The 21,856-nt window shown below is 47.8% G+C and carries 23 protein-coding genes; 3 read left to right on the forward strand and 20 right to left on the reverse strand.

Going from position 1 to position 21,856, the window contains the following annotated elements; all coding sequences use genetic code 11:
* Positions 1-89 precede the first annotated feature (89 nt).
* Genes ACI39P_RS08745 through ACI39P_RS08760 form a run of 4 tightly spaced genes read right to left on the reverse strand, consistent with a single transcriptional unit; the run spans position 90 to position 2,946 of the window.
* Positions 90-611, reverse strand: a complete 522-nt coding sequence (locus ACI39P_RS08745) for a GNAT family N-acetyltransferase (protein ID WP_439720282.1) — start codon at positions 609-611, stop codon at positions 90-92.
* Between the two features lie 12 nt (positions 612-623).
* Complete coding sequence (locus tag ACI39P_RS08750) at positions 624-956, reverse strand: hypothetical protein (RefSeq protein ID WP_439720283.1); 333 nt, start codon at positions 954-956, stop codon at positions 624-626.
* Positions 957-986: 30 nt separating this feature from the next.
* The gene (tsaD, locus tag ACI39P_RS08755; RefSeq protein WP_439720284.1) at positions 987-2,015 is read right to left on the reverse strand and encodes a tRNA (adenosine(37)-N6)-threonylcarbamoyltransferase complex transferase subunit TsaD; all 1,029 of its coding nucleotides are present in this window, start codon (positions 2,013-2,015) and stop codon (positions 987-989) included.
* A gap of 13 nt (positions 2,016-2,028) precedes the next feature.
* On the reverse strand, positions 2,029-2,946 hold the full coding sequence (locus tag ACI39P_RS08760) for a ribonuclease Z (protein ID WP_439720285.1): 918 nt from the start codon (positions 2,944-2,946) through the stop codon (positions 2,029-2,031).
* A 360-nt stretch (positions 2,947-3,306) separates the two neighbouring features.
* On the opposite strand from ACI39P_RS08760, the gene rpmB reads away from it, so the two are divergent.
* Positions 3,307-3,510, forward strand: a complete 204-nt coding sequence (gene rpmB / locus ACI39P_RS08765; protein ID WP_439720286.1) for a 50S ribosomal protein L28 — start codon at positions 3,307-3,309, stop codon at positions 3,508-3,510.
* 71 nt (positions 3,511-3,581) lie between these two features.
* Here the strand turns inward: rpmB and ACI39P_RS08770 are convergent, their stop codons facing one another.
* The 16 genes from ACI39P_RS08770 to ACI39P_RS08845 form a co-directional block, all read right to left on the reverse strand.
* Positions 3,582-3,752: a hypothetical protein gene (locus ACI39P_RS08770; protein WP_439720287.1), complete on the reverse strand. Its 171-nt coding sequence runs from the start codon at positions 3,750-3,752 to the stop codon at positions 3,582-3,584.
* An 88-nt stretch (positions 3,753-3,840) separates the two neighbouring features.
* On the reverse strand, positions 3,841-4,479 hold the full coding sequence (locus tag ACI39P_RS08775; RefSeq protein ID WP_439720288.1) for a thiamine diphosphokinase: 639 nt from the start codon (positions 4,477-4,479) through the stop codon (positions 3,841-3,843).
* A gap of 1 nt (position 4,480) precedes the next feature.
* Positions 4,481-5,146: a ribulose-phosphate 3-epimerase gene (gene rpe / locus ACI39P_RS08780; RefSeq protein ID WP_439720289.1), complete on the reverse strand. Its 666-nt coding sequence runs from the start codon at positions 5,144-5,146 to the stop codon at positions 4,481-4,483.
* Between the two features lie 2 nt (positions 5,147-5,148).
* Positions 5,149-6,030 carry a ribosome small subunit-dependent GTPase A gene (gene rsgA / locus ACI39P_RS08785; RefSeq protein WP_439720290.1) on the reverse strand — a complete coding sequence of 294 codons (882 nt, stop codon included), beginning with the start codon at positions 6,028-6,030 and terminating at the stop codon, positions 5,149-5,151.
* A gap of 9 nt (positions 6,031-6,039) precedes the next feature.
* Complete coding sequence (locus ACI39P_RS08790) at positions 6,040-8,382, reverse strand: protein kinase domain-containing protein (RefSeq protein ID WP_439720291.1); 2,343 nt, start codon at positions 8,380-8,382, stop codon at positions 6,040-6,042.
* 18 nt (positions 8,383-8,400) lie between these two features.
* Complete coding sequence (locus ACI39P_RS08795) at positions 8,401-9,132, reverse strand: Stp1/IreP family PP2C-type Ser/Thr phosphatase (protein WP_439720292.1); 732 nt, start codon at positions 9,130-9,132, stop codon at positions 8,401-8,403.
* 36 nt (positions 9,133-9,168) lie between these two features.
* Positions 9,169-10,218, reverse strand: coding sequence for a 23S rRNA (adenine(2503)-C(2))-methyltransferase RlmN (gene rlmN / locus ACI39P_RS08800; protein ID WP_439720293.1), 1,050 nt, complete (start codon positions 10,216-10,218; stop codon positions 9,169-9,171).
* Between the two features lie 3 nt (positions 10,219-10,221).
* Positions 10,222-11,565 (reverse strand): 16S rRNA (cytosine(967)-C(5))-methyltransferase RsmB, encoded by a 1,344-nt coding sequence (gene rsmB / locus ACI39P_RS08805; protein ID WP_439720294.1) that lies wholly within the window; start codon positions 11,563-11,565, stop codon positions 10,222-10,224.
* A 164-nt stretch (positions 11,566-11,729) separates the two neighbouring features.
* Complete coding sequence (locus ACI39P_RS08810; RefSeq protein ID WP_439720295.1) at positions 11,730-12,410, reverse strand: zinc metallopeptidase; 681 nt, start codon at positions 12,408-12,410, stop codon at positions 11,730-11,732.
* Positions 12,411-12,428: 18 nt separating this feature from the next.
* Complete coding sequence (gene fmt / locus ACI39P_RS08815) at positions 12,429-13,358, reverse strand: methionyl-tRNA formyltransferase (RefSeq protein WP_439720296.1); 930 nt, start codon at positions 13,356-13,358, stop codon at positions 12,429-12,431.
* A gap of 12 nt (positions 13,359-13,370) precedes the next feature.
* Positions 13,371-13,823 carry a peptide deformylase gene (gene def, locus ACI39P_RS08820; protein ID WP_439720297.1) on the reverse strand — a complete coding sequence of 151 codons (453 nt, stop codon included), beginning with the start codon at positions 13,821-13,823 and terminating at the stop codon, positions 13,371-13,373.
* A gap of 106 nt (positions 13,824-13,929) precedes the next feature.
* Positions 13,930-16,374: a primosomal protein N' gene (gene priA, locus ACI39P_RS08825; protein WP_439720298.1), complete on the reverse strand. Its 2,445-nt coding sequence runs from the start codon at positions 16,372-16,374 to the stop codon at positions 13,930-13,932.
* A gap of 50 nt (positions 16,375-16,424) precedes the next feature.
* The gene (gene rpoZ / locus ACI39P_RS08830) at positions 16,425-16,727 is read right to left on the reverse strand and encodes a DNA-directed RNA polymerase subunit omega (protein WP_439720299.1); all 303 of its coding nucleotides are present in this window, start codon (positions 16,725-16,727) and stop codon (positions 16,425-16,427) included.
* Between the two features lies 1 nt (position 16,728).
* Positions 16,729-17,337: a guanylate kinase gene (gene gmk, locus ACI39P_RS08835; RefSeq protein ID WP_439720300.1), complete on the reverse strand. Its 609-nt coding sequence runs from the start codon at positions 17,335-17,337 to the stop codon at positions 16,729-16,731.
* A gap of 3 nt (positions 17,338-17,340) precedes the next feature.
* On the reverse strand, positions 17,341-17,598 hold the full coding sequence (locus tag ACI39P_RS08840; RefSeq protein ID WP_320791271.1) for a DUF370 domain-containing protein: 258 nt from the start codon (positions 17,596-17,598) through the stop codon (positions 17,341-17,343).
* A gap of 24 nt (positions 17,599-17,622) precedes the next feature.
* Positions 17,623-18,510: a YicC/YloC family endoribonuclease gene (locus ACI39P_RS08845; RefSeq protein ID WP_439720301.1), complete on the reverse strand. Its 888-nt coding sequence runs from the start codon at positions 18,508-18,510 to the stop codon at positions 17,623-17,625.
* Positions 18,511-18,723: 213 nt separating this feature from the next.
* Here ACI39P_RS08845 and ACI39P_RS08850 point away from each other — a divergent pair, with 213 nt between their 5' ends.
* Together ACI39P_RS08850 and ACI39P_RS08855 are read left to right on the forward strand one after the other, a co-directional pair.
* Positions 18,724-20,493, forward strand: coding sequence for an NFACT RNA binding domain-containing protein (locus tag ACI39P_RS08850; RefSeq protein ID WP_439720302.1), 1,770 nt, complete (start codon positions 18,724-18,726; stop codon positions 20,491-20,493).
* Positions 20,494-20,524: 31 nt separating this feature from the next.
* The gene (locus tag ACI39P_RS08855; RefSeq protein WP_439720303.1) at positions 20,525-21,853 is read left to right on the forward strand and encodes an MATE family efflux transporter; all 1,329 of its coding nucleotides are present in this window, start codon (positions 20,525-20,527) and stop codon (positions 21,851-21,853) included.
* Positions 21,854-21,856: the final 3 nt, after the last annotated feature.

Here is a 21,856-nt window from a genome sequence, read left to right on the forward strand (position 1 = left end):
GCGATTACTATGTGTTTTTTATTTTTACGTCATTATTATCTTAATGACATTGGGCGAAAGCCTCTCTCTTTTTTATGCCTCATTTCCGTTTACAGTTTCTTTTCCAAGCAGATTAGATTTTCCCAGATCACCTGCTGGAAATGGAACAATGTCTTCCCTGCCAGTCTGTATCCCAAGGACTGATACAGATTCGCCGCCGGGGTATTTCCTTCGTATGTATCAATCCGGACGACCTTGCATCCCTGTTTCCTCGCCAGTTCCTCCGCAAAAGCTACAAATTCCTTGCCGCGCCCCTGCCCTGCACAATCGGGGCGGATACACAGCATGTGGATCACAAAGACCTCGTCCCCTTTTGCTTCATAATGCCAAGGGATTTTCACATATTCCTCCAACTGAATGTGGTTCAGATTCGCACAGCCAAACAGTCGCCCGGCTTCATCCTCCCCCACATAAAGGGTGCCTTGCTCTAACGCTAGCTCCGCATGAGCCTTTGTAGGATATTTTCCCTTGATCCAGTTGCTGTAGCTCACCGTTGCCGCTTCCTTATCCAAAATCTCATGGAAAATAGATTCTACTTCGTTCAAATCCTGTTTCGATGCCAGACGAATCAATAGAACCCCTCCTTATTTTCTCTTATGCTGTGCAACGTAAATCTCCGCTCTCATGGCAGTGATCTGACGCAGCTGTTCATTCAGTTTCTCATGGATTTCATAAAGTTTCATCAATTCCGCCTTTTTTGCCACTAAAAGAGCTTCCGCATTGGGAACGGACATATCTGTTTCCAGTTTATCAATCTCCGCAATCAGCTCAACACCTTCACGTTTTGCTTTTGACAAATCGTCCTCCATATGATGGGCCAGATGCCGTGCCATTTTCATGGGATCCTCTGCAAATTCGATCATGCCGCAAACATTCATAGACATAATACTCCCATATCTGCTTAAAATACTCGCCATAAACCGTTCCTCCTTTGCGTTCACACTTTTTTATCTCTGTCCTAGTTTCAGGCTGGGGTTGGCATTCAGATCCAACCCGTCTCTCACCCCTGCGATATATTCATAATACGCCGCACAGCCGATCATTGCCGCATTATCTGTACACAAAATGGGGGCAGGCACGCTCAGATAAAAGCCTTCTTTTTCGCATGCCGCCTGCATTCTGCTGCGGAGGGCGCTGTTGGAAGCAACGCCGCCCGCCAATGCGATCTTTTTCACGCCATGGGCCTTTGCCGCCTTGATGGTCTTTCCCACCAAAACCTCCACCACAGACTGCTGGAAGCTGGCAGCAATATCTTCAGGGACGATTTTTTCGCCCATCATTTTCTGTTTATTTACATAATTCAGTACGGCGGATTTCAACCCGCTGAAGCTGAAATCATAGCTGTCCTCCTCCAGAAAAACTCTGGGGAATTTGACCGCATCGGGGTTGCCCAGCTTCGCCGCTGCGTCAATTTTCGGCCCGCCGGGATAGCCCATCCCGATGGCACGGGCAACCTTATCATAGGCTTCGCCGGCCGCGTCATCTCTGGTATGTCCCAGAATCTCATATTTTCCGTAATCGGAAACATAAACCAAATGGGAATGCCCGCCGGAAACCACCAATGCCATATAGGGCGGTGCAAAGTCTTTATTCTGGATATAGTTCGCACAAATATGTCCTTCAATATGATGCACACCGATGAGGGGTTTGCCCGCCCCATAGGCCAATGCCTTTGCCTCCGCCAGGCCCACCAGCAGTGCTCCCACCAAACCGGGGCCATAAGTCACACCGATGGCATCCATTTCCGCCAAAGTCATGCCTGCCTCTGCCAAGGCTGTTTTGATGACCCCATCAATATTTTCCACATGCTTTCTGGATGCGATCTCCGGCACCACCCCGCCATACAGTGTATGCAGGGCAATCTGGGAAGAAATCACATTGGAAAGGACTTCTCTGCCGTTTTTCACCACTGCCGCCGCTGTTTCATCACAAGAACTTTCGACGGCCAATATATAAATATCTTTCTTTTCCTCCATATCCTACCTCCGTTTAGTTTTCCTTGGGAAATTCGATGGTGATACACTTACGTTCTTCCCCCAGCTCCGCAGCGGGAAAAATCGCCTGTGCAACAGGCAGAAATTCCTCTGGCTCATTCAAAGAAGGGCTGAAATGGGTCAGCCACAGCCGTTCCACTTTGGCATTCTTTGCCATTTGTGCTGCCTCAGAAAAAAGCATGTGCTTGTTTTCTCTCGCCTTCTGTTTTTTTTCATCCTCGCCGTACATGCCTTCGCAAATGAAAAGCTGTACGCCTTCCACAAATTTCATCACTCTGTCTACCGGTCGGCTGTCTGTGCAATAGGCCACAGAAATCCCCTTTCTGCCTTCCCCCAGCACCATATCCGCCGTGTAGGTTTTCCCTTCATGCTCCACACTGCCTTCTTTCTGCAGCCTGCCCCAAAGGGGTTTGGGTAGGTTTAGCTGCTCCGCTTTTTTCACATTGAATTTGCCCTTGCGGCGCAGGTCGATACGATAAGCAAAGCATTTGACCATATGATCCGCAGGGCAGTGATGAATTTCAAATAAGCCAATCTGCACAGGGTTCGGTGCATCCTTATCCAGTTCAATATATTCGATTGGAAATGGCAATTCCGGGGCAATCAGTGTCAATCCTTCCACGATGCGCCGCATTCCCACCGGGCCAACCAAAGTCAGAGGTTCTGTCCGCCCTGCGTTGCCAATGGTCAACAACAAGCCGGGCAAGCCGGAAATATGATCGGCATGGAAATGGGTGAAACAGATCACATCGATGGCCTTAAACCCCCATCCCAACATTTTCATGGTAACCTGGGTGCCTTCGCCGCAGTCGATCAACGCCAGCCTGCCGTTAAGCCTTGCCAGCATTGATGTCAGAAAGCGGCTGGGCATGGGCATCATACCTCCTGTCCCCAGCAAACAAATATCTAACATGTAATTTCTCCTTTGTATCTCAAATTTGGTTACAAATAGAATATCCCCAATTTATCTCTTTTATCATACCGCAAAAGTGGGTAAAATACAATGTTTTCTGAAATGGGAAAGGGCGTTTTCCCTTTTCTCTTTCCCCTCAAATATCCTGCTCTGCTTCAGATTTTCTTCCTATTCACCATATTTTTTGATCTGCTCTTTTCATTTTTGGGGAGCAAAATTCTTATATTTTCCTTACGATATGCCTCGCCTACCTCTTTCTGAAAAAAAACATATTTTTCACTTATTTTTCTTGCAAAACGTTGTCTTTTCTGCTAGAATATCTTTGTTATGTCACATAGGCAAGTTAAGGAGGTGCAGACAATGGCTAAATGTGAAATTTGTGAAAAAGGCCAGATCAAAGGTCATAGAATCAGTATTAACCGTAGCCAGGTTAGTAGACGTGCGAATAGAAAATGGAAACCCAACGTAAAGAAAGTAAAAATCGTTGAAGACAACGGTAACGTAAAATCTATTTACGTTTGCACAAGATGCATGCGTTCCAACAAAATTACACGTGCAATCTAATTCCAAACGAATGATAAAAGCCATTCTTTTCCTAATGAAAAGAACGGCTTTTTTTCGTTTTCTGCATATTTTCAACATCTTCGGTTCTGGCTGATCAGCCAGATTCCCACCCCAATCAGCAAAGCCCCAATCAAAAAAACGCACTTGGGGATCAGGCATGCCAGAAACATCCCGACCCCTATGGCGATCAATATCACACCGCCCAACCATCTGATCGGCGCGCCATTGCATCTTCTCCGCATCCTGACACCCCCTTTCTACCATGTATATGCCCTCTCCCGAAAAACGTGCAAAAAAATACCCTCGAGCTTTTTCCTCGAGGGTTTTTGTTCAATCTTTGGAACGAATCACAAAAAGGTATCCTTCCTTGATATCAATGGTAGCAGTCTCCTCTGCCAATACATTGCTGACTGCAATATAATCACCGTCCAAAGTCAAGGTCGCATCCGTCAAGGGATAGGAAAATCCCTTCAGGGTAATCCCCTTCACTTCCATGGAAAGGGGAAGGGTAGAAACCAGATCGCCCACCTTGCCTTCCACCGTCAAGTGCTTATCAATGACCTCCACACAGTTCTTTTCATCCACCAATCTGGCTCTTACGCCTTTTTTCAGCAGAGAAAGCAGATAATGGGCATTGGCCAGAGTATGGTCGAATCTGTCGCCGATGCCGCCAAACAGCACCAGATCTGTCGCTCCCAATTCCAGAGCCAGGAAAATGCCCAGCTCCATATCCGTTTCATCTTTTCTAGTGGGGAACTGACGAATGGGAATGTTTTTCGTTTTATAATATTCCAAAATCTCGGGGCTGGTGGAATCAAAATCCCCTACGATATAATCAGGGTCGATGCCCAGGGCTTTCGCATGGCGCATCCCCGCATCGCAGCAGATCACTGCATCCGCCCCATCCATATATTTCCCGCAGAAGCTGTAATCATGAATCTGTGCTCCCGCAAAAAGAATTACTTTCATTTTATTCATACTCCTTGAAAATATCCATGAAGCTCTTTGCCGCCGCAGCAATATCCTCTTTGCCGAATACGGCAGAGCCTGCTACGATTACATTTGCGCCGGCATCCAACACTTCCCGTACATTATCGATGGTGATGCCGCCGTCTACTTCAATATCATACTGCAGATCCATTTCATTTTTCCATTTTGCCAGCTGACGGATTTTAGAAAGCTGACTCTCCATAAATCTCTGCCCACCGAAGCCGGGTTCCACTGTCATAACCATGATGACATCTACTTCTTTCAAATAAGGCAGCAGGGTTTCCACAGGAGTTCTGGGATTCAGGGTAATCCCCGCCTTACAGCCTGTTGCTTTGATCTGATGCAGGACTTCCATGGGGTATTTCGTAGCTTCCACATGGATTGTGATGATATCTGCCCCCGCCTTATGGAAATCTTCGATATATTTTTCCGGCTCCACAATCATCAAATGGGCATCGAAAACCATATTGCTGTATTTTCTGACACTTTTGATGACAGGAATCCCAAAAGAAATATTGGGCACAAAAACACCATCCATCACGTCCAGATGGATATAAGGTGTCCCTGCGTCTTCAATCAGTTTCAGCTGTTCCTCTACTTTGCCAAAATCGATGGAAAGCATGGAGGGGGAAAGTTTGATACTCATGGTTAGAATCTCCTCTCTTCTTCTTCCTTACGTTCGTTATATATGGTCACGTATCTATCGTATCGCATCTGTGCAATGGCTCTGCCTATCTCCGCCTTTACAGCACAATCCGGCTCGTTGATATGAATACAGCCATTGTAATAGCATTTGTGCACAAAGGGTTCAAATTCACGGAAGTAATACTGCAGCTTTTCCGAAGGGATATGGTTCAGGAACAGGGAAGTAAACCCGGGAGAATCCACTATATAGCTTTTCTCCGTGATCTGGATCAGTTCCGCATGGCGGGTGGTATGTTTGCCTCGCTGTATTTTTTCACTGATCTCCCCTGTGTTTAATTCCAGGCCAGGGAAGGCAGCATTGATCAAGCTGCTCTTGCCCACCCCGGAAGGGCCTGCGAATACGGAAATCTTATTTTCCAACGCCTGCCGCAGTTCTTCAATCCCCATTCCCTTTTCCGCACTGGTGCAGATGACAGGATAGCCTGCTTTGCGGTACATCTCCGCCGCTTCCAGATATCTTTCTTTTTTATCCTTGTCGATTTTATTGATCACAATCACGATATCCAGTTCCTGTTCCTCTGCCAGCAGCAGAAACCGATCCAGCAGGTCTAAGTTCATATTGGGGCTTTTCGCCGCAAATACGATGACCGCCTGGTCTACATTGGATACCCGGGGGCGGATGAGTTCATTTCTTCTGGGCAATATCTCATCCAGACTGCCCTTCTTGTTTTCCTCATCCAACACGGAAATGCGTACCGCATCCCCCACCGTGGGGCGGATACCTTCCTTCCGGAAGATACCCCTCGCCCGGCATTCATACACACCGTTTTCCGTATCGATATAATAAAACCCACCAATTCCTTTTAAAATTACGCCTTCCAGCATATCTTCACCTTACTCCGAAAAATTTACACTCTGGGACCACTGCTGCACATTGTCAATATAGCAGGTCACAGTACCGCTGCCTTTCCCTGTTACAGAAACACTGTAAGGGAATTCGGAAGCATCCCGGTAAGCATCTACTACAGGATATACGCCATCCGCATCCTCTTTTACCACGCGCACATAGACAGAGCCGCTGCTGCCGCTGGGCGCATTGATCGTAAAGTATTTTGTGCCCTGGCTCTGGCTGGTATTTGCAGAAGGGGTGGATGTTTCCGTATTCTGGGTTGTATCCGGCCCTGTACTTACCACCAGGTTCACTACGCTGCCGCTGGCTACTTCTGTATTGGCAGCCAATGTCTGTGTCATAACCTTCCCTTCTGCCACACGGTCACTGGATGCATAGGAGACATTACCGACATTCAGACCAACAGCCTCCAGGGATGCTCTTGCATTTTCCAGAGAATCATTCACAACATTGGGCACAACCACAGTGCCGCCTTCATCGCCTTTGCTGATTCTCAGCACGATGCGGCTCTTCGCTGTGATTTCTGCACCTGCATCAGGTTCCTGTTCAATAACCTCGCCAGCCTTCACATCCGGATCGTGAACATATTCTATTTTCACCACATCGCCAACCAATCTGATGATTGCTTCTTTCGCTGCATTCTCACTCTTGCCGACTACATTTGGCATTTCTTCCGAAGTCAGGCCCAGGCTGACCTTCACGCCGATCTTCGTTCCTTTGCCGATCATAGTGCCTTCGTTGACAGACTGATAGATGATATAGCCTGTATCATAGAAGCTGCTGTAATCTTCCCCATCTTCTACCAAAATGATACCCATTTCCTCTGCCGCTTTCACTGCATCCTCATAGGGCACGCCGATGAACAAGGGGGTTTCGATATCTTTTTCGGCAGAAGAAAAACCACCGAAGCCGCCGCCCATAAATTTAATGCCGACAACAGAAATAATCCCGATCAATACCAAAGCTGTGATAACGGCCGCAATGATAACCTTGCGTTCTGCCTTTCTATCATGTTCGTTATCATAATCGCCTTCTGTTCTGGGGTTTCTGCGTATTCTTGCCGGGCGTCTGCTGGTTTTTACCGGCTCTGTCTCCATATATTCACTTTCATAGTCATCCTCTTTGGAGATCTGTGCCATTTTCAGCTTTTTGCCGTATTTCTCAAAGCCCACCAGAGGCGTATGCACATCCTCTTCCTCCGGTGTTTCCTTTTCCGCTTCTTCCTGTCCTTCTTCCACAGGCTCTGCCTTATGGCTGCGGATATATTCCAGCTCCTTAGGGTCAGCAGGCTTTGTTTCCTGGGGTGTTTCCACAGCTGCTTGGGCTGCTTTTTCCGCTTCTGTCTTTTCCTGAGCTTCTCTTAATCTGGCTGCCGCTTCTGCCCTTCTGGACATGCGCACTCCTGCGCCAACTGCCCCTGCTGCCGCACCAGCAGCCACTCCCGCCGCAACAGCTTCTTTCTTTTCCGCGGATTCTTCTGCCGGCTTTGCCGCGCCGGTAACTTCCGCTCTGGCACGGATCAGATCCGCCAGCAAAAGATCGATGCTGGCATAGCGCTCATCGGCCTTTTTCATGGTTGCTTTTTTGATGATGCCCTCCAAAGAAGGGGAGCAGTTGGGATTATACTGACGGATATCCGGCAATTCGTCATTGATATGCTTCAAAGCGATGGTCACAGAATTATTTCCCTGAAAGGGCAAAACCCCTGTGATCATTTCAAACATGGTGATCCCTAAAGAATAGATATCGCTCTTTTCATCCACATAGCCGCCTCTGGCCTGTTCGGGGGAGAAATAATGCACAGAACCCGCCGCATTGGCTGTAGTCGTCATAGTCGATGCCGTTGCCGCTCTGGCAATGCCAAAGTCCGTCACTTTTACCACACCGTCTGTCCCCACCAGAATATTCTGGGGCTTGATATCCCTATGTACGATATGGGCTTTATGGGCCTGGCTCAGTGCAGAAGCAATCTGAATCGCCACATTGATAGTAGAGCGGGAATCGAAAGGCGCTTTTTCCTTAATGGCCTTTTTCAGAGTATCCCCATGGATATATTCATTTACAATATAATTGATATCTCCATCTTCTCCTACGTCATAGGCTCTTACGATATTGGGATGAGACAGCCGTGCTGCAGAACAGGCTTCCGAACGGAACCGCTGAATAAATTCTTCATCCCCGATGAATTCCTCCCGCAGGACTTTCACTGTCACATACCGATCCAACTTTCTATCTTTGCCTCTGTAAACAACTGCCATGCCGCCGGAACCGATTTTTTCCAAAATTTCGTATCTGCCGTTTAAGACAGTACCCGGATTCAATAACATTAGTTTTTAACCTCCTACTTATATCTCAACCAAAATCAAGGAAATATTATCATGACCACCATGCTTATTGGCCTCTTCCACCAAAATTGCCGCCTTCCGGTCCAGAGTCGTCCGCTTGTTCAAAATTTTCGCCATTTCTTCATCCTTCAGCATACCGGAAAGGCCATCGGTGCAAAGCAGCACAATATCGCCTTTTTTCACAGGATGGATCACTGTATCTGTCTCCACCGTGTTTTTGATGCCAATGGCACGGGTAATCACATTCCGCTTGGGGTGGTTTGCTGCTTCTTCTTTGGTTATATTTCCCATCTTTACCAGTTCCATCACATAAGAATGGTCTGTTGTCAAAGGAATCATTTCTTTTTTGCGGAAAAGATAAGCTCTGCTGTCCCCCACATGGGCCACATACAATTTATCTTCCCGCACTGCCGCCGCAACGATGGTCGTTCCCATTTCAGCAAATTCCCTGGCGGAATTGGATTTATTATAAACTTCCTTATTGGCAGCCGCTATAGCACCCGTCATCAGATCCAGCACATCTGTGTTGTCTGCGTGCTGCATTTCCTTCCAAAAATGAGCCAGAAACGCTTCAATGGCGCTGCTGCTGGCAACTTCGCCGGCATTGCAGCCGCCCATACCATCGGCTACCAGATATAGATTTTCTGCGGGGTCTTCCCCTGCCGAAATATAATATGCATCTTCATTATTTTTACGACACTTCCCAATATCACTTACCCCAACTGCTTTCAACGTGCTTCCACCTCCTTGGTGAACGTCTTCAAAAATTCAAACTTCTGTCTTTTGTTCCTTCATATGGCTCCGCCTCAGCTGCCCGCAGGCGGCGTTGATATCACTGCCCAGCTTGCGTCTGACGGTAGTTTCAATGCCGTTTTCATTTAAGATGGAAGCAAAGCGTTTTACTCTATCGCTGCTGCTTTTGATATAATTTCTTTCCTTCACATCATTTACAGGAATCAGGTTTACATGGCAAAGCAAATCCCTCAGCTTCTTCACCAGTTCCCATGCATGTTCATCACCATCGTTCACCCCATGGATCAGAGCATATTCAAAGGTAATGCGCCGTTTTGTTTTGTCTGCATAATCCTTGCAGGCCTTTAACAGCCGTTCCATGCTGTAGACCTTGGCAATGGGCATCGTTTGTGTTCGGATACCGTCATTGGGCGCATGGAGAGAAACTGCCAGTGTGATCTGCAAGTCCTCCTCTGCCAAATCGTAGATTTTTTCCACCAAACCACAGGTAGAAAGGGTAATATGCCGCTGCCCCATATTCTGCCCTTTCGGGTCATTGATGAGACGCAGGAATCTGACAACATTATCGTAATTATCCAGCGGTTCGCCGCTGCCCATCAGCACTGTGCCGTGGATCCTTTCGCCGCAGTCCTTCTGGATAGCATAAATTTGGGAGAGCATCTCCCCTGCCGTCAGCCCCCGTTCCACTCCATCCAGAGTAGAGGCGCAGAATTTGCAGCCCATGCGGCAGCCCACCTGGGTGGAAATACAGACCGTATTGCCATGCTCATATTTCATCAATACACTTTCGATGATGGCACCGTCCGAAAGAGCAAAAAGATATTTTCTCGTTCCGTCAATCTGGGAAATCAACCGCCTCACCACTTTTACGCCGTTGATAGCCGCTTTTTCCTCCAGCCTTTCCCGCAGGCCCTTGGAAAGGTTCGTCATTTCCTCGAAGCTATCCACCTGCTTGGCATGGAGCCAGTCAAAAATCTGCTTTGCACGAAATTTGGGCTCCCCCAGTTCTTTTAAAAATTGTTCCAGTTCTTCTATATTCATGGATTTGATATCAACTTTTTCCATATCTCAATCCTTTCTTCTCATTCTGGAAATGAAAAACCCATCTGTTCCTGTTTTATGGGGCAGCAGGGTAAGATATCCCTTTTCTGCCGTTTCCGCATTCCAATCCGCGGGTAAGAATTTTGTGATATCCTCCGCTGTAAATTCGGGGTGGTTTTGCAGAAACCATTCCAGATTCTTTTCATTTTCCTTGCGGCACAGGGTACAAGTGCTGTACACCAATACACCGCCCTCTTTCACATAGCCTGCGGCATTTTCCAGAATCCTTCTCTGGATGCCCGTCAGGCTGTCAATTTCATTTCCGTCTTTTTTCAGGCGGATGTCAGGCTTCTTCCGCATCAGCCCCAAACCGGAGCAGGGCGCATCCACCAACACACGGTCGAATCCTTCCTGTTCTTCTTCCGCTTCTGCCCCATCCTTCACGCTGCATTCCATGATACCGATGCCAAGGCGTTCCGCCCCTTCTTCCATCAGTTCAATTTTATGTTCATAAATATCACAGGAAAGCAGCCTGCCTTCGTTTTCCATGGTTTCCGCCGTGGTAAAGCTTTTCCCGCCGGGGGCAGCACACATATCCAAAATGCTTTCACCCTTCTGGGGGTCTAAAATCCTCACCGCCAACTGAGAGCTTTCATCCTGTACATGGAAGAAGCCTTTTTGAAAGGCCTCTAAACGGCTCAGGTCTGCTGTTTTTGTCAGATGCAAAGCGTATTCAGAAATACGTCCATCCTTGACTTCTACCCCTGCATCTTCCAGCATCTGTTTCAATTCTGCCTGATTTGTTTTCAGCGTATTCACCCGGATCGTCACATCGGGGGGCTGATTATCATAGGCGCAAATGGCTTCCGTTTCTTCATACCCATAATAGGCGATCCACATCCGCACCAGCCAAAGGGGGTGAGAATAAGCCACGGAAAGGTATTCCGCTGTGCCTTTTTCCGGCAGCGGAATCTCTGTTTTCTTCTTGGCCACCGTCCGCAAAACACCATTAACGAAGCCTTTCAGAGAAGCATAGCCCCTGGCCCCTGCCAGCTTCACCGCTTCATTGCAGGCTGCGGCATCAGGTACATCCATAAAATATATCTGATACACCGCAGAACGCAGCACCGCCAGCAGCCATGGCTTCATTTTTTCCGTTTTGGTTTTGGAAAAGGTATTCAGCACATGGTCAATATAGATAAGGTTACGGAGCGTTCCGTTGACGATTTCCGTCACAAAGGCTCTGTCCTGCCGTGGCATAGCGCCATTTTGCCGCAAAAGCCGCCGCAGGGTCATTGTATTATAGGCTTCCGCCTCCATGATCTCCATGAGGGCTTCTGCCGCAATTTCTCTGGGATTGATTTGAATCATCTTTTCAATTCCTTCCGTACAAGTCGTTCTTTCTCAACGTATTATTATAAGACAAAAAGCGTCTTTCTTCAAGGTTTTCGGCTATTTTTCAGCAAAACAGCCATTTCCATAAAACGAGGAAAAGGCTAACCCCCTTTTCAGAGGTTAGCCTTTGCTTTTCCTTTTTAGTCATCGCCCCGTCTCAGCCCAACAATAGCCAAGAGCCTCAGCAGCTCTGCGATTGCCGCAAAAGCCGCCGCAACGTAAGTCATCGCTGCTGCCCGCAGCACCTTTTTCGCCCCGCCGATTTCATCTGTGTCCAGGAAATTCTGATCTACCAACAGCTCGATAGCTCTGGAAGATGCGTTGAATTCCACAGGCAGTGTAATCAATGTGAATACCACAGATAACGAGAAAAACAGAACACCCAGCATCAGCAGGTTCGTCCCCGTATTGCCGCTGAAAATAAACCCGATCAAAATCAGCGGCCAAGCCAGCTTGGAGCCAAAATTCGCAATGGGTACAAAAAAGCTTCTCAGCGCCAGCGGCGCATAGCCCACATCATGCTGGATGGCATGGCCTGTTTCATGGGCCGCAACGCCCAAAGCCGCCACGGATGTGCTGTCATATACACTCTGAGAAAGACGCAGTGTCTTTGTTCTGGGGTCATAATGGTCTGTCAGGTGCCCGGCCACCCGCTGCACGCTGACATCATAAATGCCCGCATTCTGCAGCATCAGTGTTGCCACCTGGGCCCCTGTGTATCCCCTGCGGTTTCCCACCCGGGAATATCTCTTATATGTGCTGCTGACCTGCGTCTGGGCATACATAGAAAATAAAAACGCCAATAACACTAAAAAATACATATTCTGGTTCCTCCTATCTTATTGGAACAGGACGCCCTCATGCATTGCATGGCCCCGCAGATATGCGTCTGCCGCCATTTTCTTCCCACCTCTTGCCTGCACTTCCTTGATCCGCAGGATACCGTCGCCGCATTTGACCGCAAAGTCTTTTTTGGTTACTTCCACGATCTCCCCAAATGCAGCATCGGGATAATTGCCTTCCGCTGTTTCCGCCCAAAACATCTTCAAAGGCTCTTCTTCATAAATCGCATAGGCACCGGGGCCGGGATGCAGCCCTCTCATCAGGTCGATGATCTGCTGCCCCTTTTTGCTCCAGTCAATATGGCCTGTTTCTTTATGAATCATAGGCGCATATGTTGCTTTTGCATCATCCTGCGGAATCCGTTCGATGGTGCCTGCCTCCAGTCCATCAATGGTTTCCAGCAGAAGCTTTGCACCGGCTTCGGCCATTTTGTCATGGAGTGTTTCAAAATTATCTGTAGGCAAAATTTCAATTTCTGTTTTCAGCAGCATATCTCCCGTATCCATGCCCTTTGCCATAAACATGGTGGTAATGCCTGTCACTTTTTTGCCGTCGATAATGGCACGCTGCATAGGTGCAGCTCCTCTATATTCCGGCAACAAAGAGCCATGGACGTTGATGCAGCCATATTTGGGCATATTTAAAATTGCTTCCGGCAGAAGCTGCCCAAAAGCCGTTACGGCAATCAGATCTGCCCCATAGCTGTGCAGTTTTTCCACCACTTCCGGTTCTCTCACCTTTTCCGGCTGCAGCACTTCAATGCCATGTTCCAGTGCCAGCTCCTTCACCGGCGTAAACTGCATCTTTTTTCCTCTGCCCTTGGGTTTATCGGGCTGTGTCACGACAGCCACCACTTCATGCTTTGTCAGCAACGCTTTCAAGGAATACACCGCAAAATCCGGTGTTCCCATAAAGATCACTTTCATCGGATTTCCTCCTTACGCTTCTTCCACAGGCAGAGCCTTATCAATATACAGGATGCCGTCCAGATGGTCGATTTCATGGCACAAGGCACGGGCCATCAATTCTTCCCCTTCAATGATGAATTTGTTGCCGTCTCTGTCCATAGCTTCCACCTTGGCATAGTTGGGTCTTTCCACAGGGGCATATTTGCCGGGAACGCTCAGGCAGCCCTCGTCATCGATTTGAGACCCGCTGGTTTCCAGAATCACAGGGTTGATCAGCTCTACCAGCCCTTCGCCCACATCGATGACTACTACCCTTTTCAGGATCCCCACCTGGGGCGCCGCCAAACCAACACCATTTGCTTCATACATGGTGTCCGCCATATCGTCCAGCAAGGTCAGCAGGTTCGGTGTGATTTCTTTTACCGGTTTGCATTTTTTTCTTAAAATTTCGTCTGTACTCAAACGGATATTACGTAATGCCATTGTTTCTTCCTCCTATTTTTATACTATCTCCAAAATTTGAATAAAGTCTAAACTTTTTCTAACATTTATTGAAATACGATATATAAGTATACCATATTTTTCTTTGTTATACAATATTTGCAGGATTCAGAGCCAGCTGAAAGCGAACCTTGGATTTCCTGTCTTTTTTCATACTTTCCACCGCCGGCAGCACCAATGCCCGCAAAGGCATTTCCTCCGCCGCCTTCACAATGATCTGATAGCGATACTCCCCGCGGAATTTCGGCAATGCCGCAGGCACAGGTCCTAATATTGCAGCGATTCCTTCTCCGTCGGCCTTTGCCAGCTTTTCCGCCAGCTTCCGGGCCGCAGTTTCCACGGCATCTTTTTCTTCTCCTGCCAGCAGGATGCTGAAAAAGGAGGAGAAAGGCGGATAGCCCATCATCTGCCGCATCAAAATCTCCTCTTCATAAAAGCCCTGATAATCCTGCTTTGCCGCATGCTTCACCGCATAATGCTCCGGCTGATAGGTCTGGATAAAGACTCGCCCAGTATCCCCCCGCCGCCCGGCACGCCCTGCTGCCTGAGTCATCAGGCGAAAGCCCGTTTCTGCCGCCGTGTAGCTGTCTGCATTCAAGGATAAATCCGCCGCCATGATGCCAACCAGTGTCACATTGGGGTAATCATGCCCCTTGGCGATCATCTGAGTGCCAATGAGGATATCTGCTTCCCCTTTTTCAAAAGCCCCAAGAATATGCTCATGGCTATGTTTTGTCATTGTCGTATCCAAGTCCATCCGCAGAATACGGGCGTTTGGAAAGAGTTTTTTTGCTTCTTCCTCAATTTTTTGTGTTCCCGTACCAAAATAGCGAATATATTTGGAACCGCATGCCGGGCAGATATGGGGGATTTCTGCCCTTCTGCCGCAATAATGGCAAACCAGCGCATGTTCCTTGGCATGGTAAGTATAGGTAATCTCACATTCCGGGCAGGTCATCACATGCCCGCAGCTGCGGCAGGAAACAAAGGTAGCATATCCCCTGCGGTTCAGGAACAGCATGGTCTGCTCCCCCTTCCGCAGGTTTTCCCTTACGGCTTCCTGCAAGTCTCTGCTGAAAGGGGAACGGTTTCCTTCCGCCAGTTCCTTTCGCATATCTGTCACAAAAACCTGGGGCAGCGCGCCGCCTCCCGTGCGTTCTTTCAATTCCAGCAGGAGATATTCCCCTGTCTTTGCCTTGTAATAGCTGACCAGATCCGGGGTTGCCGTTCCCATCAAAAACAGCGCATGATATTTCTTCGCCGCTTCCGCTGCCACGTCCTTTGTATCATATTTGGGCGTAATATCGGAAACATAGCTGTTTTCGTGAGCTTCATCCATAATGATAGCCCCCACATTCCGAAAAGGCATAAATAATGCCGACCGCGGCCCAATGATAATAGAAATCTCCCCCTCTCTGGCCTTTTTCCATTGGTCTACTCGCTCCCCCATGGAAAGGTGGCTGTGCGTCACGCTGACCGCATCGCCAAAGCGAGAAATAAACCTCTCCAAAATTAAAGGCGTCAGGGCAATTTCCGGCACAAGCACAATGGCCTGCTGCCCCTTTGCCAGCACATCAGCAATGATCTGCATATAAATTTCCGTTTTCCCGCTGCCTGTCACCCCATGCAGGAGGACAGGGCGTTTTTCTTCCTTTTCCATTTCCCTGCGAAGGGCTGCCAGTGCTGCTGCCTGTTCTGCCGTTGGCGTAAAGGCTTCCGTTCTCTGAAAGGCTTCCACATCGAAAACCTTTCGCAGCTCTGCCTGTTTCCGTTCCCGCAGGATACCCTTTTGCAGCAAAGTCTTGATGGGGGAATCTGTCACGCCCAGCGTTTCCTTCAATTCCTCCGCCGTGGCCTCTTTTCCATCCTGCAAATAGTTCAGTATTTTCCGCTGCCCTTCCAATCGGCGGTCTTTCTCAATTTTCTTTTGCACCTCTTCCAAAAGAAGGGCTTCTGTATCCAGAGAATAATATCTCTTTTCTTTTTTATATTCGCTGCGGTGAAGCTCCTGCTTTAATTCCAACAGACCTTTTTCCTCCATTTTCCGCAGATAATCCACAACTTTTCCGTTAAACTCTGCCTGTATCTCATCCAAAGGAACGTTTTTCCGTTCCCCAATGAAATCCACCAGCAGTTTTTCCTTTGGCGTCAGCCTTGTTTCTTCCCCACAGTCTTTCAGGCTCACTGTCCAACTGCTTTTTGTACGGATGCCCGCCGGCATGATGGCCTGCAGACACTGATTCAGCGTGCAGAAATATCTCTGCCGCATCCATTCTGCCAATTCCAGCAAAGCAGGAGTAAAGGTCGGCTTTCCTTCGTCCAGTATCTGGATGATATTTTTGATTTTATCCGCCGGTACATCCGTTTTCTCCGAAAGAGAAATGATATAGCCTTCTGTCTTGCTGTTTCTGCTGCCAAAGGGCACGATGACCCTTACGCCTTTCGCTGCCACCATTCCCTCCGGCACGCCATAATCAAACATCTTATCCATTTCCGGGCGGTTCAGCCCTACAATCACCTTTGCATACATCATTTCTCACCTCCCTGCAAAGAAGGGTGCCGACAAAATCGACACCCTTTTTCTTATTCTTCTTCCGTTTCTTCCGCCATGCTTTCAAAATCTACCTCTGCCAAAGGAACTTCCTTTTCCTCTTCCGCAGCAGGCTGCCCCTGGCGAATCTTCAGTTTTCCTTCATACAGCTCTTCTACAGCAATAGAAACCGGTTTATCCACCTTTACATTATCAATCATGGGTTCTGCATGGTCTACCAGTTGTCTTGCTCTTTTCGCTGTTGCGATCACGATCGTATATCTGCTGCCGATGGTGATATCATCGGTATCCTGTGTGATTACTTCCAGTAAATCAGAATAAGAAGGTCTCAACATGTTACATCTCTCCTTTGAAAATCTTTTTGATATCTTTATTTCTGCTGCATTTCATTTTTTCTGCTTCTACGATCGTCAGAATGTCTTCTGTAGCCTGATCTACGGTGTCATTGATGACCAGATAGTCATATTCATCCACCAGTTCCATTTCCTCCAGCGCACGGCGCAGGCGCATATTGATGGTCTCCTTATCCTCTGTGCCGCGTTTTGTCAGGCGATTGCCCAGCTCTTCCAGATTGGGCGGAACCATAAATACCAATACGCCTTCGGGATAGATCTTTTTCACCTGCAAGGCACCCTGCACTTCGATTTCCAGAATGACATTATTGCCTGCTGTCAGTTGTTCTGTTACATATTTTCTAGGGGTACCATAATAATTGCCGCAGAATTCTGCCCATTCCAGCAGTTCCTGTCTGTCTTTCATCTGTTCAAATTCTTCACGGGTATGGAAAAAATAATGCACCCCGTCTTTTTCATATTCTCTGGGTTTTCTTGTCGTTGCGGAAATAGAAAGAGAAAAATCATCTTTCTGGCAAAGACGTTCTACAATCGTCCCTTTTCCGGAACCGGAAGGACCGGAAATGATCAATAAAATACCCTGTTTTTTCAATGCCTACATTCCCTTCTGCTCTGCGGAAAGCCTTCCGCCTACAGTTTCCGGCATATTGGGAGAAAGAACAATATGCCCGTCATCCATAATGATGACACAGCGGGTCTTTCTTCCGTATGTGGCATCCACCAGCGTTCCCTTTTCCTTTGCATCCTGGATAATTCTCTTTACAGGGGCCGAATCGGGGCTGATGATGGCGATGACACGATTTGCGGAAACCACATTACCATAACCAATGTTCAAAAAATGCAATTTATCCATAACGAAACCTCTCTCATGATGGGTTTATTCCAAATTCTGAATCTGTTCTCTGATCTTTTCAATCTCACTCTTTAATTCGATCGTAGCCTTTATTATCTGGATATCGTTGGCTTTGGATGCGATGGTGTTGGATTCTCTGTTCATTTCCTGAATCAGGAAATCCAGCTTACGCCCCACCTGTCCGCCGCCTTCCAAAATATCCCGCAGCTGCACCAGATGGCTTTCCAATCTTGTCACTTCTTCATCCACACAGCCTCTGTCTGCGAAAATAGCCACCTCTGTAGCGATTCTCTGAGGGTCTACATCCACGCTGCCCAACAGATCCTTCAGTCTGTTGTTCAGCTTTTCCTGATATTCCACAACTACCAGAGGAGAACGTTCCTTCACCTCTGCCACCAATGTTTTGATTCTTTCGCCTTTCAGCAGAATATCCTTTTTCAGGTTTTCCCCTTCCACAGTTCTCATTGCGATGAATTTTTCCACCGCTTCCTCCAGCGCAGGTGCCAATGCTTCCCAAATGACTGCTTCTTCCTGCTGCGCTTTCTCCACTGTGATGATATCGGGGAATTTCGCCGCCAGTTCCAGCTTATCTCCGCCGGTCAGTCCAAATTTTTCTTCCAGAAGATGCAGTTTTTCAATATAAGCCGCCGCCAGGGCTTCATTCAATTTGACTTCCACATCATCTGCGGAAAATGTTTCAAAGCTGATGTAAACATCCGTTTTGCCGCGAAATACATCCCGCATGATTCTTTTTTTAATCTTATCTTCCAGACTCGCCAAAGAGCGGGGCAGTTTGATGGTCATATCATTATAACGATGATTCACAGATTTCATTTCCACCGTGAATTTTCGTTCTTCCGCAATATGCTCTCCCCGTCCGTAGCCAGTCATGCTCCTTACGCTTCCACTCATATTTCTGTTCCTTTCTATTGCACGTGCAAAAATCGTTGTTTTATTATACCTAAGCCTATGGAAAATAGCAAGGAAAACAGCAAATTGTATCCACTATTTTTAATCTAATTTTAATCTTTTTATCTTTTGTGCATCTCTGACAAAACAGATGCAAAAATATTTTTAATGTGCTAAAATAAAATATTAGTATGAAAATCAAAGGAGGTGTCCTCTATGGCACTGGACGGCATCACAACATCCGCCATCGTATCCGAATTGAAATCCGCTCTCATCGGAGGGCGTATCGATAAAATTCATCAGCCTGCGGCAGATGAGATCCGCATGACGATCCGCGGCTTGGGCAGCGGTGCGAAAAAAATCATCATTTCCGCCAACTCTGCCCATCCCCGTATTCATCTGACCGAAAGCACCCGGGAAAACCCCATGACCGCCCCCCTTTTCTGTATGGTCATGCGGAAACATATCGCCGGCGGTAAGATCGTGGATATCTGTCAGCCCAATTTCGAGCGTATCATCATCCTCCGGGTGGAATCTGCCAATGAAATGGGTGATATCACAACCAAAAACCTGATTTTGGAAATTATGGGCAAACACAGCAATCTGATCCTGACCGATGAAACCGGCAAAATTCTGGATTCCATCAAGCGGGTCACCCACGAAAAAAGCTCTGTCCGAGAGGTTCTGCCCGGCAAGGAATATGTTTTCCCACCCTCTCAGGATAAGAAAAATCCCCTGAAAGCGGAAAGCGGCGATTTTCTTTTCTCTCTGCATCTGCAGGAAGGCAGAAAGCTGCAGGAATTTATCTATCAAACCTATACCGGCATCAGCCCCATCATGGCAGGGGAAATCTGTTCCCGCGCGGGCCTGGATTCTTCCAATGCCTGTCAGGAAACAACCATTGAAGAAGGGGAACAGCTCTATGCGGCCTTTGACAAAACCATGGCAGAAATCAAAACCGCTGCCTATCAGCCCGCCATCTATTATCAGAAAGAAAACAACCGTATCGTGGATTTTGCCGTACTGGAAATGACACAGTTCGCCGGCCTGTCCAAAAAATCCTTCGATTCCGTTTCCTCTCTGCTGGAGGCTTTCTATCAGGAACGGGATAATGCGGCCCATATCCGCCAGAAAGCCCACGATATGCGTAAACTGGTGCTGAACAACATCGAACGCTGTGTAAAGAAAAAAGAGATCCAATTGAAAACCCGCAGAGAAACCAAAGGAATGGAACTATGGAAGAAAAAAGGTGAGCTTCTGACTGCCAATATCTATGCCGTTCCCCTGGGCGTCACCACCTTCAAGACCATTGATTATTATGAAGCGGACATGCCGGAAATCGAAATTGCCATCGACCCCGCCAAGACCCCTGCGGAAAATGCCCAGAAATATTTCAGTAAATACAACAAGGCAAAGCGTACCCTGGCCGCTCTGGAAATTCAAGAAAAACAAAATGAGGAAGAGTTGGTCTATCTGGAAAGTGTCCTGAATGCCTTGGAAAATGCGAAGGATGATGCAGACCTTTCCGAAATCCGTACCGAATTGGCAGAAAGCGGTTTCATCCGCAGACAGGTGCAGAAAAAGGGTACACAGAAACCCAAAAAGTCTAAGCCTCTGCATTATGTCTCTTCCGATGGATATGATATTTTTGTTGGCAAGAGCAATCTGCAAAATGATGAGCTGACCCTGCGTATGGCAGAACCCACCGATATCTGGATGCATACAAAGGATATTCCCGGTTCCCATGTCATCATCCGCACCAATGGTCAAAGCGAGCTGCCCGAAGCAACCATGGAAGAAGCGGCCAATCTGGCAGCTTTCTACAGCAAGGCAAAAAACAGCAGTATGGTGCCTGTAGATTATACCCAGCGGAAAAATATCAAAAAACCCAATGGCGCCAAGCCGGGCATGGTCATCTATCTGACAAACCGCACCATCTATATCACCCCCGATGAAAACCAGGTAAACCAAATGAAAACCGAATGATTGTCAAAAAATTCTATTTCGAGGTCGTCTTATGCAAAATGATATCTCAAAAGAATATACACTATCCTCCCTGATCAAATTCACTTTACCCACCATCATTATGCTGGTATTCATTTCTACCTATACCATTGTAGATGGCATCTTTGTTTCCCGTTTTGTGGGAACCACCGCCCTTTCCGCCATGAATATCGTTTTCCCCCTCATCAATATCCTGATGGGGCTGGGGATCATGCTGGGCACCGGCGGTTCTGCCATCATCGGCAGACGGTTGGGCGAAGGAAAAGAGGCGGAAGCCCGCAGCGCGTTTACCCTTGTGACCATATTTGGTATCGCTGCGGGTCTGGTCATTTCTGCTCTCTGTTTCCTGTTTATCGAGCCCCTTTCTATCCTTTTGGGGTCAGATGCAAAGCTGCTGCCCTATTGTGTAGACTATGGCAAAGTGATGATGGCCTTTTACACTGTTTCCGTAGTGCAAACACTATTCCAGACCCTTTTTATCACCGCAGGTAAGCCCCATCTGGGGCTGTGGCTGAATATTGCGGCAGGTCTGTCGAATATCGTCTTCGATTATCTCTTTATCGTCCGCATGGAAATGGGCATCGCCGGCGCCGCCTGGGGCACTGTCAGCGGTTTCCTTGTCGGCGGCATTCCCCCATTGTTTTATTTTGCCAAGCCCAGAACTGTGCTGTATTTCGTAAAGCCCAAATGGGACGGCAAAATCATCGCCCATACCATGCTGAATGGTTCTTCGGAAATGGTGACTTCCGGGGCTATGGCCGTCACCACGTTCCTCTTCAATCTGGCCATGATGGACATGCTGGGGGAAGATGGCGTTGCCGCCATCACCATCGTGCTGTATGCCCAATTTTTGTTTTCCTCGGCATATCTGGGCTTTTCCAGCGGTGCCGCGCCCATATTCAGCTATAATTACGGCAATCGCAACATCCCCCAGTTGAAACGGCTTTTCAAAATGTGCCTTGGCATCATTTTGGTTTCTTCTGTGGTGTGCTTTGCCTTCTCCTACCTGATGGCAGTGCCGACCATTGCTATCTTTACGCCTTTGGAAAGCAGTACCTACGCCATCACCCTGTATGGCTATCAGATTTTTGTCTGGAACTTCCTTTTCGCAGGCATCAATATCTTCGCTTCCTCTTTCTTTACGGCATTGTCCAATGGGAAGGTCTCTGCGATGATCTCTTTTCTGCGTACCTTCGTTTTCGTTGCCGGAAGTATCCTGATCCTGCCAAGATTTCTCGGTATCGACGGCATCTGGCTCGCTATTCCCGTGGCGGAAGGCATCACCGTCCTCATCGCTGTATTTTTCCTGGCGGCGAACCGCAAGTACTACCATTACCTGTAAAAC

This window comes from Anaerotignum sp. (genome assembly GCF_051877975.1).
Classification (GTDB): Bacteria; Bacillota; Clostridia; order Lachnospirales; family Anaerotignaceae; genus Anaerotignum_A.